Annotated in this window: 11 protein-coding genes and 2 pseudogenes; 6 read left to right on the top strand and 7 right to left on the bottom strand. The window is 36.3% G+C overall.

Annotated elements, in window-relative coordinates:
- Window positions 1–18: 18 nt before the first annotated feature.
- Complete coding sequence (locus LF886_RS05625) at window positions 19–2166, bottom strand: helix-turn-helix domain-containing protein (protein ID WP_236853123.1); 2148 nt, start codon at window positions 2164–2166, stop codon at window positions 19–21.
- 83 nt (window positions 2167–2249) lie between these two features.
- Here LF886_RS05625 and LF886_RS05620 point away from each other — a divergent pair, with 83 nt between their 5' ends.
- Window positions 2250–2702 carry a hypothetical protein gene (locus tag LF886_RS05620; protein WP_236853121.1) on the top strand — a complete coding sequence of 151 codons (453 nt, stop codon included), beginning with the start codon at window positions 2250–2252 and terminating at the stop codon, window positions 2700–2702.
- 138 nt (window positions 2703–2840) lie between these two features.
- On the opposite strand, the pseudogene LF886_RS05615 reads toward LF886_RS05620, so the two are convergent.
- Window positions 2841–3376, bottom strand: a pseudogene (locus LF886_RS05615) (gamma carbonic anhydrase family protein).
- Between the two features lie 166 nt (window positions 3377–3542).
- Here LF886_RS05615 and LF886_RS05610 point away from each other — a divergent pair.
- Genes LF886_RS05610 through hemH form a run of 3 tightly spaced genes read left to right on the top strand, consistent with a single transcriptional unit; the run spans window position 3543 to window position 6001 of the window.
- Window positions 3543–4421 (top strand): NifU family protein, encoded by an 879-nt coding sequence (locus tag LF886_RS05610; RefSeq protein WP_236853120.1) that lies wholly within the window; start codon window positions 3543–3545, stop codon window positions 4419–4421.
- A 36-nt stretch (window positions 4422–4457) separates the two neighbouring features.
- Window positions 4458–4961 carry an NADPH-dependent FMN reductase gene (locus LF886_RS05605; RefSeq protein WP_236854293.1) on the top strand — a complete coding sequence of 168 codons (504 nt, stop codon included), beginning with the start codon at window positions 4458–4460 and terminating at the stop codon, window positions 4959–4961.
- Window positions 4962–4972: 11 nt separating this feature from the next.
- Window positions 4973–6001 carry a ferrochelatase gene (hemH, locus tag LF886_RS05600; RefSeq protein WP_236853118.1) on the top strand — a complete coding sequence of 343 codons (1029 nt, stop codon included), beginning with the start codon at window positions 4973–4975 and terminating at the stop codon, window positions 5999–6001.
- A 77-nt stretch (window positions 6002–6078) separates the two neighbouring features.
- Here the strand turns inward: hemH and LF886_RS05595 are convergent, their stop codons facing one another.
- On the bottom strand, window positions 6079–8031 hold the full coding sequence (locus LF886_RS05595) for a M4 family metallopeptidase (RefSeq protein ID WP_236853116.1): 1953 nt from the start codon (window positions 8029–8031) through the stop codon (window positions 6079–6081).
- Between the two features lie 364 nt (window positions 8032–8395).
- Window positions 8396–9616, bottom strand: coding sequence for a type IX secretion system plug protein domain-containing protein (locus LF886_RS05590; RefSeq protein ID WP_236853114.1), 1221 nt, complete (start codon window positions 9614–9616; stop codon window positions 8396–8398).
- Between the two features lie 60 nt (window positions 9617–9676).
- Between LF886_RS05590 and LF886_RS05585 the strand changes: the two genes are divergently transcribed.
- On the top strand, window positions 9677–10315 hold the full coding sequence (locus tag LF886_RS05585; RefSeq protein ID WP_236853112.1) for an MBL fold metallo-hydrolase: 639 nt from the start codon (window positions 9677–9679) through the stop codon (window positions 10313–10315).
- 139 nt (window positions 10316–10454) lie between these two features.
- Here LF886_RS05585 and LF886_RS05580 read toward each other — a convergent pair whose 3' ends face one another.
- The 3 genes and pseudogenes from LF886_RS05580 to LF886_RS05570 all read right to left on the bottom strand — a co-directional run bounded on the left by LF886_RS05580 (window position 10455) and on the right by LF886_RS05570 (window position 15620).
- The gene (locus LF886_RS05580) at window positions 10455–12884 is read right to left on the bottom strand and encodes a TonB-dependent receptor (protein ID WP_236853110.1); all 2430 of its coding nucleotides are present in this window, start codon (window positions 12882–12884) and stop codon (window positions 10455–10457) included.
- A 23-nt stretch (window positions 12885–12907) separates the two neighbouring features.
- Window positions 12908–14304: pseudogene (locus tag LF886_RS05575) on the bottom strand (trehalase family glycosidase).
- Between the two features lie 86 nt (window positions 14305–14390).
- The gene (locus LF886_RS05570; RefSeq protein ID WP_236853109.1) at window positions 14391–15620 is read right to left on the bottom strand and encodes an MFS transporter; all 1230 of its coding nucleotides are present in this window, start codon (window positions 15618–15620) and stop codon (window positions 14391–14393) included.
- 123 nt (window positions 15621–15743) lie between these two features.
- Between LF886_RS05570 and LF886_RS05565 the strand changes: the two genes are divergently transcribed.
- Entirely contained in the window at window positions 15744–16643 is a 900-nt protein-coding gene (locus LF886_RS05565; RefSeq protein ID WP_236853107.1) for an AraC family transcriptional regulator, read from the top strand.
- Window positions 16644–16747 lie beyond the last annotated feature (104 nt).

Raw genomic sequence — 16747 nt, 5'->3', positions numbered from 1 at the left:
TTTTTAGTCTAAGAACAACTATATAAAAAGAAAAGAACTCTTATGAGTTCTTTTCTTTTTATAATTATAATGATTGATTAAAATCCTTATTTCATTAAATTCAAAATGACTTGGCAAAGCATTCTTCCACTCCGTAAGGGTTTCGCGTGGGTTTTTGTAAAATTCATCTTCAAAAGCTTTGATCTTATCTGAAGTAATGACTCTTGAAATATCCAGCAATCCCTGTTCTGCAAATTTGGCAAGATGTCCAATGACCGTTTCTTTCACCAACCCTCTTTCCAAGGCTATTTCTCCAATGGTTTTTCCTTGTTCAAATAACTGAAAAGTTAAAACCTGAGACGGAACTTTAGCTATTTTCAGATTGATTTCTTTATCATTTTTCTCCTCTAAAAGTTTAGTTTCAAGAAGGTAAATATCTCTTAAACTGTTCAGATATTCTTCAATATCTTCCAGCCAGTTTTTGAATTCTTCGTTATATTGTTTTAACCCTTTTGCTCCTTTTATTTCAGCATAAAATTCTTTCAAAGGATCAAAAATTTTATTTCTGGTTTCTGTAAAAAAGAAATTAACAGCTCCTTTAGATTTGCTTTCAATTTCGGACCATTCTTCTTTTTGTTCAATGAAATTATTGACTTTTTGAAAAATGATACGCTCCAGCTTTTCAAATATTTTACCGAGGTTTACAGCTTCATGTTTCAATTGCTGGTAAAGCTGTTTGGTTTTAACATGATCAATATTCTTGGTCACAATCGAAAGGTTGTTCCACTCTTCCACTTCTTTTAAAAACCATACACAATCCAGCGTACGAAGTACTTTTCTGATACTGTAGTCATATTTTTCCTGATTCAGAATAGCTTCAACATGGTCGTTGGCAATGGTATCTGTATGAAAATGTAAAATTCTATTGTCTTTGAAAATAACTTCAGGAGTAATTTTTGATTTTAAAACAATACCTTCTAGCGTTCTGCAACGGGATAGAGCCACATATACCTGACCGGCAGTGAAACTTTTTCCGGCATCAATAATGACTTTATCAAACGTCAATCCCTGGCTTTTGTGGATCGTAACTGCCCAGGCCAGTTTTATTGGAAACTGTTCAAAGCTTCCAAGAACTTCTTCCTGAATATTTTTATCTGTGTCCAGAAAATATTTCTTCTGTTCCCAGGTTTCTCTTTTGACAACAATTTCATTTTCGCTTTCATCCAGTACTACACGGATTTCATTTTCATCCAATCCGATGACCTCCCCTAGTTTTCCGTTAAAATATTTCTTTTCTCCGGAAATATCATTTCGGATAAACATCACCTGTGCTCCTATTTTCAATTCAAGAAACTGTTCATTGGGAAACTGATTTTCTTTAAAGTCTCCTACAAGTTTAGCTTCATAAGTCTGAGCATCTACTTTTATCTCCGTCAATTTCTCCTGGTTGATCTCATCCGCCATTTTGTTATGAGAACAGAGATAGACATAAGACTCCTTCCCCATATTAAAATCAGGATCATACCTTTCATTAAGATGGTTAAAATCTATATTATTCACGTCTCCATCACGGATGGCATTCAAAATTTCCAGAAATTGTTCGTCAGACTGTCTGTAAACTTTCGTCAGCTCAATCGTAACAATCGGAATCTCCTTAATGGCATGACTGTCAAAAAAGAAAGGTGAATTGTAGTACATTTTCAAAATATGCTCATCTCTCACCACTGGCGGAAGCTGATATAAATCTCCGATAAACAGCATCTGTACGCCACCAAATCTTTGATTATTCCTTCTGATAAATCTCAAAGAAAAATCCATCATATCAAGAACATCAGCTCTCAACATCGAAACCTCATCGATGATAATAATCTCAACCTCTCTAAGAAGTTTGAGTTTATCCTTACGGTATTTGAAATGGGGCATCAGATCGGCAATATTATTAGCCAAACTGGTATCTATCCTTTCTGTAGTAGGAAGAAAGGTTCTCAACGGCAGTCCAAACATGGAATGAATCGTAACTCCTCCTGCATTGATTGCAGCAATTCCTGTGGGAGCTACTACAATATGTTTTTTCTTCGTGCGTCTTACAAAATCATTAAGAAATGTCGTTTTTCCTGTTCCGGCTTTCCCGGTCAAAAAAACGCTTCTATTCGTATATTCTATTAAGTCAAAAAAATGATTGTTCATCGTCGTCAAAAATACGGAAATGAATTTGAATTTCTTACCTTGGCATAAGTTTTGAAAATTCTTAAAAAGAAATAAAGTTTATTGTGAAAAAATTATTACTACTTTTCCCTGCAATAGTATTATGTACTACACTATCTCTGGTTTCCTGCAATACATCAAAGAATGCCAATACCAATCTTCCGATTGATATCGCCGATAGACCTGCCGATGAAGATAGCCAGAAATATGAACAGGCACAGCTCGATAAATTAAAAGCTTCTATCGAATCTGAGGTCTCAGGAGAGAAATGTACGGATGCTGGTGAATGGACATTTGCCCCCATGGGAGCAAAATCCTGCGGCGGACCTCAGCAATATATTGCTTATCCAAAAAAAATAGAAGCTACGTTCTTACCGAGAGTCAACGACTATACGGATAAAATAAAGGCTTTCAATCAAAAATATAATATTATGTCTGACTGTGTGATGATTACCCCTCCAACCTCTTTAAAATGTATCAATGGAAAGATAAAACTTATCACACCAGACCCTAACTAACAAAACAGCAAAGGTTCTCTATCAAATCGAAAAAAGCTCTGTCTCAGGACGGAGCTTTTTATATGGATTAAAGTCAATTTTGAATTTTGCTTCGAAAGCATGAAAAACTGACAAGCGGGTTGACTATTCAGTAAGAAACTACAATTGATGGTCTTTTACATTTTCTTTATACCATGACGAATATTTTACATAGTTATCCGCAATTCTGTTCACTTCTCCTTCTAATAGCTGTGCATTGATATCTTTGATCTTTTTTGCCGGAACTCCCCCCAGACTTCACCAGATTTGATATGAGTTCCCTGAGTGACTACCGAACCTGCTCCTACAATAGAATTTTCTTCTACTAAACAATCGTCCATTACAATAGCTCCCATCCCGATCAGTACATTATCTTTAATGGTACATCCATGAACAATCGCGTTATGTCCGATAGAAACATTATTCCCGATATTCAAAGGGTATTTCTGGTAGGTACAGTGCAGCATTGCATTATCCTGAACGTTTACCTTATCACCCATTTTAATATAATTAACATCGCCTCTGATCACTGCATTATACCAAACGCTGCAGTCTTTTCCCATTACAACATCACCTATAATGGTTGCCGTTTCTGCTAAAAAGGTGTTCTCTCCAATCTGTGGTGCTTTTCCTAAAAGTTCTTTTATAAGTGCCATAATATTAATTTGAAAATTTGAAAATATGCCAATTTGAAAATGATGATTGCTGCCTTATAATTTCTAGTATCTACCTTCTAAATTATAGTGATAGCAAAAATCTAACTCTCAATTTTCAGCTTCTAACTTCTAATGCGTATTTTTGTATCTCAAATTTAACGAAAAAATGCGTACCGTACTTATAGAACCAACCGAAAACCCGAAAGTGATGAAATTTGTTACTGATTACAATCTCATCCCTGGCTCTTTGGAGTTGGACAGAAATTCAGATGTTTCAGAAATTCCTTTAGCACAGGAGCTTTTCAATTATCCGTTTGTGGAAAGAGTTTTCATTACGGCTAATTTTATAGCTGTTGCAAAACAAGATACCATAGAATGGGAACATGTTGCTCAAAGTCTGAAAAATGTGATCGAGGACGAATTATTGGCCAACCCAAGAATTTATCTTCAAAAGAAAAAAGAAATGTATCAGATCTATGCTGAGATGACACCCAATCCAAATGTAATGAAGTTTGTTTCGAGCAAGTTACTAATGGAAGGTTTCGTGGAGGTAAAATCGAGAGATGCAGCTGAGGAAGTTCCTTTAGCACAAGCTATTTTTAAAGAATTTGATTTTGCAACGGAAGTTTTTATTTCTGATAATTTTGTGGCTGTTTCAAGAAATAATTCTGTAGAATGGCACCAGGTAATGATGGCTGTTCGTGGTCTGATTGCTGAATACCTTCAAAACGGAGGTGAAATTTCAAAAGCAGAACCTCAGAAACATGAAAACCCTGTTGAAAAGATCATCAACAGAGATTATACGGATGATGAGCAGAAGATTTCTGACATTTTAAATGAATATGTAGCTCCTGCCGTGGAAAATGATGGAGGAAAAATTTCTCTGATGGAATATGATCAGGAAAGCAAAACTGCAAGAATGCTTCTACAAGGTGCATGCTCAGGCTGCCCAAGCTCTACAGCTACTTTGAAAAACGGAATTGAAAATATTTTAAAGCAATTCGTTCCGGATCTAGTAGAAAGAGTGGAAGCTGTAAACGGATAAAACAGTTAAAATGCCTCCCGAAAAAAAGTTGTTGTCATTATTGGAAGTGCTTCAAAGAATTCCAGCAATCAGAAACTGATAGAACAGGTACTGGAAAAGATGAATACCATAGATTTTCAGTTGTATGAAGATCTTTCTGTTCTTCCCCATTTTGATACTGCTTTCACGGATTGTAATACTCCGGATGAGGTTCTGAAAATCAGAGAAGACATTCAAAATTCATCGGGAGTTATATTCTCCACTCCGGAATATATTTTTAGTATTCCGAGCAGGTTGAAAAATCTTTTGGAATGGTGTGTTTCCACGACAATTTTTTCTGAAAAGCCTGTGGCTGTGATTACCGCCTCGGCCAATGGAGAAAAAGGACACGAAGAGTTGTTATTAATTTTAAAAACTCTGGGAGCTGTAACGGATGATAAACATCAGGCATTAATAAAAGGGATAAAAGGCAAATTTGATAGCAATGGCTTACTGGAAAGTAATACCTTTGCTAAAGTTTCAAAATTAGTAACAGATTTTACAACTTCTGTTCATAATTAAAATTTAGAATATTGAATAAGAAAGGAATTTTACTGGTAAACCTCGGATCACCGAGATCTACTGCTGTAAACGACGTAAAGGAATATCTTGATGAATTTTTGATGGACGAAAAAGTGATTGATTACCGCTGGATCTTTCGCGCTCTTCTTGTACAGGGAATTATCCTGAAGACAAGACCTGCAAAATCTGCAGAAGCCTATAAAACGGTTTGGACAGATGAAGGTTCTCCACTGATTGTCATCACTGAAAAAATTCAGAAAAAACTTCAGAAACTGGTAGACGTTCCCGTAGAAATCGGAATGAGATATGCACAGCCTAGTATTGAAGCTGGTATTCAGAAACTGGTAGATCAGGGGGTTACTGAAATCGTTCTTTTTCCTTTATATCCTCAATATGCCATGAGTACAACGGAAACGGTGATTGAAAAGGCAGAAGAAGTAAGAAAAAAGAAGTTTCCAAAGGTAAAGATCAATTATATCCAGCCTTTCTATAACAGAGATATTTATATCAATTGTCTGGCAGAAAGTATTAAGGAAAAACTTCCAGAAAATTTTGATGCCCTTCAGTTTTCTTATCATGGAGTTCCGGAAAGACATATTTATAAGACAGATCCTACAAAGACCTGTAATCTTAATGACTGTTGTTCCAGAGATGACAATCCAAGCCATCAGTTCTGCTATCGTCATCAATGTTTTAAAACTACACAGCGTGTGATTGAAAAGTTGAACTTACCTAAAGAAAAAACAATTGTTTCTTTCCAGTCAAGATTAGGAAAAGATAAATGGATCGAACCTTATACTGACGAAACACTGGAATCAATTGGTAAAAATGGGGTGAAAAACCTGGCCATTGTATGCCCGGCATTCGTTTCTGACTGTCTTGAGACTTTAGAAGAAATTTCTGTAGAAGGTAAAGAGCAGTTTATGCATGGTGGTGGTGAAAGTTTCCACTATATTCCATGTCTGAATGATGAAGATAGATGGATTGATGTTGTAAAAATACTCTGTGAAGAAAAACTGAATGATTTCTATTTGGTTTAATTCACATTCGTCAAAAATATACAAAAGGCCACAAGTAATTCTTGTGGCCTTTTTACTGAAATATATTAAGATTTGGTTTACTTTTTAATCAGATTTCCTGCTTTTTCTCCATTTACCATTACAATATATACTCCCGGAAGGATATTGGAAGGAAGTTGGATATTCAGTTTATTGATCCCGTCTGTAATTTCTACTTTTTCAGAAATTTCTTTCTTACCTGTAAGGCTTATCAATTCTACAATTCCTCTTCCAGCTTTTCCTTCAAAATTCACGGTGAATCTATCTGTCGCAGGATTTGGACTTATAGTATACAATGGAGTTTCTACCACAGACATTTTTCCTGCAGGAGAAGTTCCGCCTCCTACCCCTACTGCATTCCATGCATTGGTAGTCTGAACAACTTCATTACCACCTGCACCATAAAGATCTGCAGCTGCCTGAAGAGAATAGGTTCTTGCATTGGCATAGGTAGAAGAAGAAGTAAGATAAGTAGTCAATGTTCTGTAAGCTATAGCTGCTGCTTTATCTAATCCGATTCCGGAAACATTATACGCAAAGCCTTTATCATTGGTTCCTGATCCTCCGGTTACCAATAGATAGTACCAGAAGTTAAGCACTCCCGAATTGGTATGAACTCCGCAATAATCATTCGATTGGCTTGGGCTGGCACATCCTGAAGTTGTGGTAGCTTTCCAATACGTTCCCAAATAAGTATCAGGCTGGCTGTACGCATTAGGGTTTGCCATATTTCTGATCACATAGTTGAAGTCTTCTCCCAATGTCCAGCTTGCCTGCGTTGGTCTTGCCCAGCGTTCAATTGTATTTCCAAAAATGTCTGAGAATCCTTCATTTAAAGCTCCTGATTCTCTCTGATAAGCAAGATTGGCTGTTTTGGAAGTCATTCCATGGGTAATTTCATGACCACAAACATCAATAGCAGTTAAGGGTTTTCCTCCGTTTGTAGAAGAGCTGCCGTCTCCGTAAGTCATTCTGGAACCATCCCAAAATGCATTAAAATAATTGGTTGAATAATGAACATATGATTTAATAGCAAAATTATTGTTATCAATACTCTTACGTCCGAATTTTGTATAAAAATAATCTACCGTCATTTCTGCTCCCCAATGTGCATCGGTAGCATATTGATCTTTATTGGTATTGACGTTATTCCAGTTATTATCTGTATCTGTAAAGTCTACTGCAGAAGCATAGCTGGTTCCTTTTTTCAAATTATAGGTTTCCACAGCAGTTCCTGCGTTTCTTCCCGTTTCTCTTAATCTATAGCTTCCATTGTAAGAATCTGCAGTTATATTTCGGGTTCCGCTATATCCTGTAACAGCGGTTCCTGGAGTATTTACCTCATGGATAATGGCATCTACCCCCAGTACTTTTCCATTTTTAGCATCTACAAAAACATATTGTCTGCTTAATGGCTTCTCAGCATAGATATCAAATTTATAAGCTAGTCTTACATGATTCAATCTTTCATCATCTGGATCTGAATAATAAACTAATTCACCTTTAGGAGCAAAGCTTGCGTTTGGATCTCCCGTTTCTTTTTTAAGAAAGTCTTCTTCTTCTTTGTTTTTCCATTTATAGGATTCTGCACCTACAAATGATAAAGCACTCTGTAATGCTCCGCTTTCGGAAAGGCTGGCTTTTTTGTCAATTGCTTTTGAAACATCCAGAATCCACTTTCCTGTTTCTCCTACAATTTTACCATCTTTGGTCTGTACGGCCATCATTCCATATTCTACGGGAATATCATTGATGGTCTGCTGAAATCTATGCGTTTCAAATCCCAACGCATCCTTTTCAAATCCCAGCTTACGTGCCTCTCCCTGTAAAAGTCTCTGAGAAGTTTCATCAAATAAAACAGGACTTCCCTGAAAAGCAGGTGCGCTTTTTTCGAATCGCATAAATTCTGCATGTAATCCGCTTTTACCCGGAACTAATTTTGAGGGTGTGTTTTGTCCAAAAACAAAAGAGCATGCTGCAATGCTTGCAGCTAAGATAAATTTCGTTTTCATAATAATATTGATTGGTTGTAAAAACGAATGTATAAATTTTTCACAACAAAATGATATATATGATACGATAAATTCAATTGATATTATAAATCAATAAACAAAACACAATGATGATTTTAAAACAAAGAATACTATTTAATAATATTTTTAAAATAAAAAAGATTTTACATTAAAATATTTAACAAAAATCAAAGTTTTGTGAATTATTATTTTTCACTATGTTGTGCATTATAATAGATAAAACAATAAAGATTACAAAATCGGACAAGATATAGGTCTCCAAAATCAATAAAAAAAAGGACTACCTCAAGAGATAGTCCCATTTTATAAATGTATTTTTAAAATAATTATTGATATCAAATCGTTATCGCTTATTCGCAATTGGAGTTCTGAATTCTCCATAGCCCATAAGCCCATCATAGTTTCTTCCGAAAGGGGCATAATAAAGAAATGCCTGATACAGGTTTTCTGTCTGCCAGAAATTACCATTCACTTCTCCGAAATTCAATGGCCCATTTCCTTCTTTTGTTACCAAAACATAGTTGTAAAAACCTTGTTTCAGAAATATTTTAGCCACATATTGTTTAGTGGCTGCATCGTATTGCATCTGATTTTCTTTGCCTGGCTTAAAATTATTAAACCCACCCAAAACATAAATCTCTTTATCTACAGGATCCGACTCCAGATAGAAGTGTACCCATGAATAATCCCCTTCTCTATCGGCATCTCTTTCTCTTCCCAAATCATTTCTTCGATAATACCATGCTCCGTTGACATCCGGCTGATATTGATAATTTAAAGGAAAAGCCCATACAGGATGAAGATAGGTCTGGTTGACATCATCTTTTATTTCAGTTGTACGCACCATATCCGCCGCCATGTTCATATTTTTATTATCGAAATAATAAAACTCATTGTCTCCGGGAAAAGTAAGGTTCATTTGCTGAAAAAGCACCTGATTTCCTAAAACAGCGCTTGGCTTCTGATTGGAAATTACCATATTCGGATTGTTATTCTGCATCACATTCATAGTGATTGAATTGACATTGGAAGAAATATCTCCTCCTTTCGGAGAAACATTTACCTCTACCCTTTGGTTGATATTGGGATTCCTTGCATCTGCAATTCTAGAAATATTTAGAGCCAGAGCCGTCATATCTTCTACCAAATAAAATCTTTTTTTGAAAAGAGGTTGGTCTGCGGAATCTTTGTAAACAATCAGTTCATAATTCCCTGAAACCTTCAGCTGGATTTTATCGTTCGGAAAAACCAGTTTATAATGGGTATAAGCCTGTAACGTGTTGAAAGAATACTGAAACTGATCCAGAAGTGCATTCATGCTTCCTGTAGCAAATTCTGTAAAAAACAGATTATCTTCATTCCAGTTTCTGTCATAATGTTTGAATGTATATCTGTAAATCTGACTGCCGTTTGTAAGATCATCGAAGCCTAAAACCAATTGTTCTCCAATTTTAATTACCGGGGTCTCATCATTGGTCTGAGGATTAAACAACTGAACACTTTGGATGTTTTGTCCAAAGACCAGTCCGCCTAAAGAAAGTAAGAGTATTCGCAAAGTTTTCATTAAGACGAAGATAGCCATTTCCTTAATAATATTGTATTTTTGAATAAAAAATATTCAGATATGCTTCAGATTCAAGGTTTCGTATTCAACTTTGCTAGCGAAAATACTTACATCATCTATAACGAAAATAAAAATGCCTGGCTGATTGATCCGGGAAATATGAGCGGACAGGAAACTCAGGCTATTGATAAATTCATCACTGAAAATGGACTGAACATTCAGAAAATCCTTCTGACCCATGCTCATATCGATCATGTATTTGGGCTTCAATGGGCTTTTGATACATTCAAAGTTCCTGTAAATATGCATCAGGAAGATCAGGAAGTACTGGATATGCTTCAGGCGAGCGGTGTAAGATTCGGAATGCAGATAGATCCTGTAAAAGTGGAGGTAGAATATATCAATGAGGGTGATGAATTGGATTTAGATGGTGAAAAGTTTAAAATCTATCACGTTCCGGGACATTCTCCGGGAAGTGTGGTTTATCATAATGAAAACCAGAAGTTCATGATTTCCGGAGATGTACTTTTTGAAGGCAGCATCGGAAGAACAGATCTCTATAAAGGAAATTATGATCAGCTGATTGATGGTATTAAATCTAAACTTTTCATTCTGGATAATGACACTCAGGTTTTCTCAGGACATGGAAATCCTACTTCTATAGGATTTGAGAAACAATATAATCCGTTTTTGAAGTAAATGATGAATAAAATTTCGCGCAGATTATGCGGATAGCGCAGATCTTTTTATGATGAAATGGAGATTAATTTTACAATAAAAATATGAAACCACCAGAAATTTCCGGTGGTTTCAATAATAAGAAGAAATAGAGTCTGATTTAGAAATCTAAAGTAATTGATGCTCTGGCAGCAGCTCCCATAATAGGTCTTGCCATGATTGTTCCATCTCCGTTTGGTGATCCTGCTCTTGGATCTCCTTCTGTGATACCAATGGTATTAAAGATATTGGTTCCATCCACTGCAAAGCGTATTTTTCCTAATTGATAAGACATTCCTGCACCAAATTCGGTGAAAGCAGGTAACGTCTGTACATTTTTCTCATCCTGGAAACGTTTTCCATAGTAATTCATACTTGCATAGGCTCTCCATGCTTTGGTAATATTGACTGCCGGTGAAATATTGAAGAAAAACTTCGGCATTCTTCGTACTACATTTCCTTCAAGAACACTTCCTGCTTCCAGGTTTTTATATTTAGGGCTCTGAACTGTTCCGTTGAATGAAACTTCTAAAATATTGTTGAACAGACGGGCATACCCTTCAAATTCAACCCCGTAGTTTTGTGTATTGGCAAATGTATTTTCAGATTTCCCATTAGAGAAAATATCTGTGAAAGAAAGATTCTTCAATGTAGAATAGAACGGAATCACTGCGATATCAAAAGTACGCGAGTAATATTTATATCCAACTTCCAACTGATTGGTCGTTACAGATTTTAATGGTTTATCAGGAGCTGGGTTGGAGAAATAATTGTAGTATGCTTCTTCATTCGGAGATCTGAAACCGTTAGAAAAACGTGCATATACGGCATTTTCTCTGTTGATTTTATAATTAGCCGCTACGGTGAAAGACACTTTATCGATGTTATAATTCCAGTACGTGTATTTATTTCCCAATACGCTCATGTTATCATCAGCAGTTGTTGTGTTGAAGCCGTGAGTTCCATCCGTTGTCAACCCAGAATTATTTAAATTGCCAGTCGTTGTATTGGCAAAATTTCCTTTATAGTAATCGTGGCTGTAACGAAGACCTCCATTTACACTTAAAGCATCTGTAATATTATAATCAAGGTTTACATAAAGATCATTCAAGCTTCCCTGAGTCTGCGTATCTCTCTGTAGAAAAGTCATGCTGGTAACTCCGTTATATGTTTTTGAATATCCAGTATCCAAAGGCGTAAGAGAAGTATCTACAAGGTTCAGTAATTCAGGTTTTTCCGTAGCTGTTGCCAGAATATTACTCCAGTTCCAGTACTGGTGAGACTTCCAGTTAGATTTGTAGAAACCTGCTGTAACGTTTCCTTTATCAAATTTATAATTGAACTGTAAATCATTTACGAAATTATTCATCTGCTTGTCAATAGCCCAGAATCCAAGTTCCTGTACGAATTGTGGATTAACAATTCCGCCATTGCTTACCATTGAATATTGATAATTACTTCCGGTAATTCCGCTGTGCTTCGCAAATTCTGCTGCTGTATATGGAGCTCCGGCAGGGAAAATCCCTGTATAATTCATATTGATATTGGTATATCTTGTTTTGTTTAAAACACTGAAATTGTTTCCAAGATCATATTTAAACTCAGCACCCAATACATCTACTTTCGGATGAATTCCATCTTCAAGATTTCTTTTGAAAAATCCGCCTCCGGCTTGTGGAATATTCAGCTGGCTGATTGATCTGTAGCTGTATGTTCCATAGTTAGGATCAAAACCAGGGAATTCTTTCAGATCATTCCCATTTTGAGTCAAAGGAATCGGAAGGAAGAATGTATTTCTGTCGTCCAGTTTTTTATAATACACTTTTACATAGCCTTTATCAAAGACATATTTCAGATTCATTCTGATCTGACCTCCGTCATTAGCTTTAAAGCCAGTCTTTCTGATTCCGCTGTCTGTTCTGTAAAAACCTCCGATATTGAAAAATAATTTATCCTGAACCAAAGCTCCCCCTACATTAAGGTCTGTACGCATCAATCCATAGGTACTTGTTTCCACTTTTGCAGTTCCTCTGAAATCATTGGTTCCTTCTCTGGTAATAAAGTTGATAAGCCCTCCCGGAGAATTGGTAGCAAAAATAGATCCTGAACCTCCTCTCAAAGCTTCCAGACGATTGACCGAATTATCTACACGGAAAAAGTTATCAGCATTGGCAAACTGTAATGCTCCATCTTCAAAAACCGGAAGACCATCTTCCTGTACCTGTACAAATTCATATGCACCTGCAGAAGGAATCCCCCTTGCAAAAAGGTTGTTTCCTACTTCACCTCCTGAAGTTTCCACAGCAAATCCAGGAACCCTCTGTAATAATGCCGCAGCACTGATCGGGTTCTGTTTCTGAATTTCTTTGGCACTAAATGTAGAAATCGCAGTACTGGATTCTATTTTTTTCTTAGGACCGGAATTTCCGGTAATGACAATCTGATCTATAGAAGAAACTTTTGCCGAATCTTTCGGAGTTTCCTGGGCATAAGCATTATTAAAGTATAACGTAGCTGTTGCGGCGATTAAAAAGATCGATTTTTTTTTCATAGCCATATCTTTTATTGTTAGTTTCAGTTTTGTTGTAATTGTAAATACACTCCATTGGTCCAACCGAATCCGTCCTGATTGGGGTATTCCCCGCCGCCTGCTATTGTTTCTGTGTCTAATGCATTGTATTTTTCCATCAGTTTCCCAGTGTTTTTGTAGACCCTTTCTACATTGGAACACCAGTTATTTTTAATTTTTTCTGCCAGTTCATCAAAGCCGTAATTTTTCATTGCTTTAAAGCCCAGCCATTGATAAGGAGCCCATGCATTGGGAAGATCCCACTGCTGACCTGAGTTTTTGGTGGTTGTCACCAAGCCTCCCTGATAAAGAAACTTCTCGGCAACAGCTTTGGCAACTGCCTCCGCCTGCTCCTGATCTGCAATTCCAAGGAATAAAGGGTAAAGAGCAGCAATATGTTCAGACGGTGTTTTTGTGTTTTTTTAGTGTGATAATCTTTATAATTGTTAGTATTTCCATCCCAGAAATATTTATTGATCATCTGTCTTCGGCTTGCTGCTCTTTCTGAAAAATAATTGTTTTTTTCACTCAGATTTTGAAGTGCTGAAGATTTTGCCAAAGTCTTTTCCAAATGCCATAAAAGGCAGTTGAGATCAACCTGTGCAAGGTTCAGCGTTTCTATCGTCTGTATATGTTCTCCGTCTGCAAACCATCTGCTGGAAAAATCCCAGCCTGACTCACAGCCGCTTCTTATGTTTCTGTAAAATTCATCTCCTGCCCCTTTTTCGTGATCTTCAATATCGATCAGGTAACTTTCAGGACGTGGTGCATTCTCTGCATCATAGTAACGGTTCAGGATATCTCCATCCTGTGTTCTTACCACTCTTTTTACACTTGAATTGTTCTCAAGCGACTCTTCGCCATTCATCCAGAAAGCATATTCCTTCTCAAGCGTTTCGTGGTATTGGGTATAAATTCCTTCATCGCCTTTGGTTTCAAAAAGAAGATCCAGCATCAGCGAAAAATAAGGAGGCTGCGATCTGCTCAGGAAATGAGTTCTGCTCGCATTCGGGACGAAACCTACATTTTGGATCAGGTAAGAGCAGTTTTCAATAATGTTTTCCATCATTTCTACTCTTCCGGAAGCTTTTAATCCCAACATAATAAAATAGCTGTCCCAATAGAAAAACTCATTAAAACGACCTCCCGGAACGATATAAGGTTTCGGCAATTTTAAAAGCGTTCCTTTTTCTTCATAGGCGGTACGCGTCAGTTCATCCCACAACTTTTCAATATGTTCCCCGATGGGAAGCTGCTTGTCTCTGTGAACAGAAACTCTTGCTCCCAAAAAGTCAAAATGGGTCATCACAAATTCTTTCAGATCAAAACCTTCAGTATTTTTTAATTTTTCATAATCCTCATTGATCTTCGCAATTGGAAATAGCGGAACTGCATCTGTCATCATTTTCTGATCTTCAAAAATTTCAGACCTCTGTACCTCATCAAACAGACTTTGAATTTCGTTTATGTAAAGCTGATTACTCATTGTTATTTTTTAGGATTAATTTTTAATTTATTCATGAAAACGGCAGACGTGATCAGTAATGAAAGCGGAATCAGAGAAAGATAAAATGCCTGCTGCCCGCTGAACTCCTGAAATACAAAACCGGTAATTATAGAGCCTATAGTCCCTCCGATTGCTGAGAAAACGACAATCAATCCTGACATAGCGCTGTGCAGATATTTGGGAATCGAAGCAAGAATTACAGAATTAATGCTTGGGTAAATTGGTGCCAGCAAACCTCCCATCAAAGGAAATAAATACACGGCCAAAGGCGCATTCATCCAGGTGGTATTCGCATCAATATGAATATTATGGGTCAATGGTAAAACCAGTATTAAACTAATGGCAAAACCTATAACACAAAAAGAAACTACGTAGATCCAGCTGAATTTTTTAGAGAAAAACCCGGACAAAAATCTTCCCAAGGCAAAAGCTCCTGCCAAAACTGCTCCTGCCTGAATGCTCATGGATGTTGGCATTTTTAAAATTTCCTTGTAAAAAGTAGGAGTCCATGTTTGAAAACTTTGTTCTACCAATACAAAAAGAAAAGTACACAATAAAAAGCATAATACTTTTTTATAACTGAATAAGCTTACACTATTTTTCAGATCTCCCAACAGATCAGTTTTCTCACTTTTAGCTTCCTGCTCATTCAGTTTTGAAAAGAACAGAAATAGAAAAGATAAGGTTGAAAGTCCTCCCAGAATCCAATACACATTCAGCCATTCTGTAGATTTCGGATTATGATCATCAATATATAGACTGAATAAAAGATTTCCTGCCAATACTCCGATCATAAAAAAACCTTCCAGAAATCCCATAAAACTGGAATGCTCCTTGTCTGTTTCTGTAACCAGTCCTATAGAAGTAAAAACTGAGATCTTTATCAATGCAAAGGAAATTCCTACAATGGCAAATAATAATTTGAATACCCAGAACTCATTGGTAAAAGGCATTACAAAACACATACAGCTTACCAGGAATAAGGCTGTCAGCATTGAGTTTTTAATCCCTATTTTCGGAAGAAATGATGCCAGAATGAAAGAACATATCGCAATCGGAAGATCTTTGAAACCTTCCAGAATGCTGGCCGAAGATTTTGAAATCCCAAAATTCTGCTGTACCTGCAGGATCACTGTTCCCACAGAATTCAGAAGAATTGCGAAGACAAAATAGTTTAAAAATAAAACGGCCTTGATGTTAAGATTTTTCATTCAGGTTATTTCTTGTCGGCTAAGATAGAAGCATTTCTGTTAACGATAATTTAACACAGTAAACAAATATTTGAACTATATTAATATAATTAGTATTTTTAGTAAATAAATATGATTAATTAAATGAAAGTTACTTTTGAAAGAGTGATCCCCAATGAGAAAAGCTCATTCCGTACGATTCATAATAACTCCCCTATTTCAGAATTCAAATGGGAGTATCATTATCATCCGGAAATTGAGCTGGTCTGTATCATTTCCGGGAGCGGAACCCGTCACGTAGGTTACCATAAAAGTAATTATACGAATGGAGATCTGGTTTTAATCGGGTCCAATATTCCCCACTCTGGATTTGGTCTCAATTCTATTGATCCGCATGAGGAGATTGTCCTTCAGTTCAAAGAAGAAATTCTTCAGTTTCCCCAACAGGAAGTGGAAGCCAGCTCTATCAAAAATCTGCTGGAGCTTTCAAAATATGGGATTCATTTTCATCATAAAGTAAAAAAAGTAATGCTTCCCAAATTGAAACTGATGTTGGAATCAGAAGGCTATAAAAGATATTTGCTGCTGCTGGAAATTCTTTTTGAACTTTCAAAATGTCAGGATTATGATCTCTTAAATAACGAAATCATGCCTTATACCATTATTTCAAAAAATAAAACCCGGCTGGAAAACATTTTCACTTATGTAGAGCATCATTATGATAAGGAAATTGACATTGAAGACGTTGCAAAGCTGGCCAATCTCACTTTACCGGCTTTCTGTAATTTCTTTAAAAAAGCGACTCAGATTACTTTCACAGAATTTGTAAACCGATATAGAATCAATAAGGCATGCCTGCTGATGGTACAGGACAGGTCTATTTCAGAATGCAGTTATCAATGCGGTTTCAATAATGTAACGTACTTCAACAGGATGTTTAAAAAATATACCGGGAAAACACCTTCGGAGTTTATAAAGAATCACTCTCACAATAAAGTCAATGTCGATTTGAAGGTTGAGAAAGAAACTAAAGTAAGTTTTTGATAGTATATTTTAAGCTTCAAAAAAAATTCTAAAAATAAAAAAGCTACTCTAAAAGAGCAGCTTTATATTATAGTGAGAAAGAACCAGCAGCTAAATAATTAGCA

The sequence above is a fragment of the Chryseobacterium sp. MEBOG07 genome (assembly GCF_021869745.1).
In the GTDB taxonomy this organism is placed as follows: Bacteria; Bacteroidota; Bacteroidia; order Flavobacteriales; family Weeksellaceae; genus Chryseobacterium; species Chryseobacterium viscerum.
This window is presented reverse-complemented; position numbering and strand designations above follow the sequence as displayed.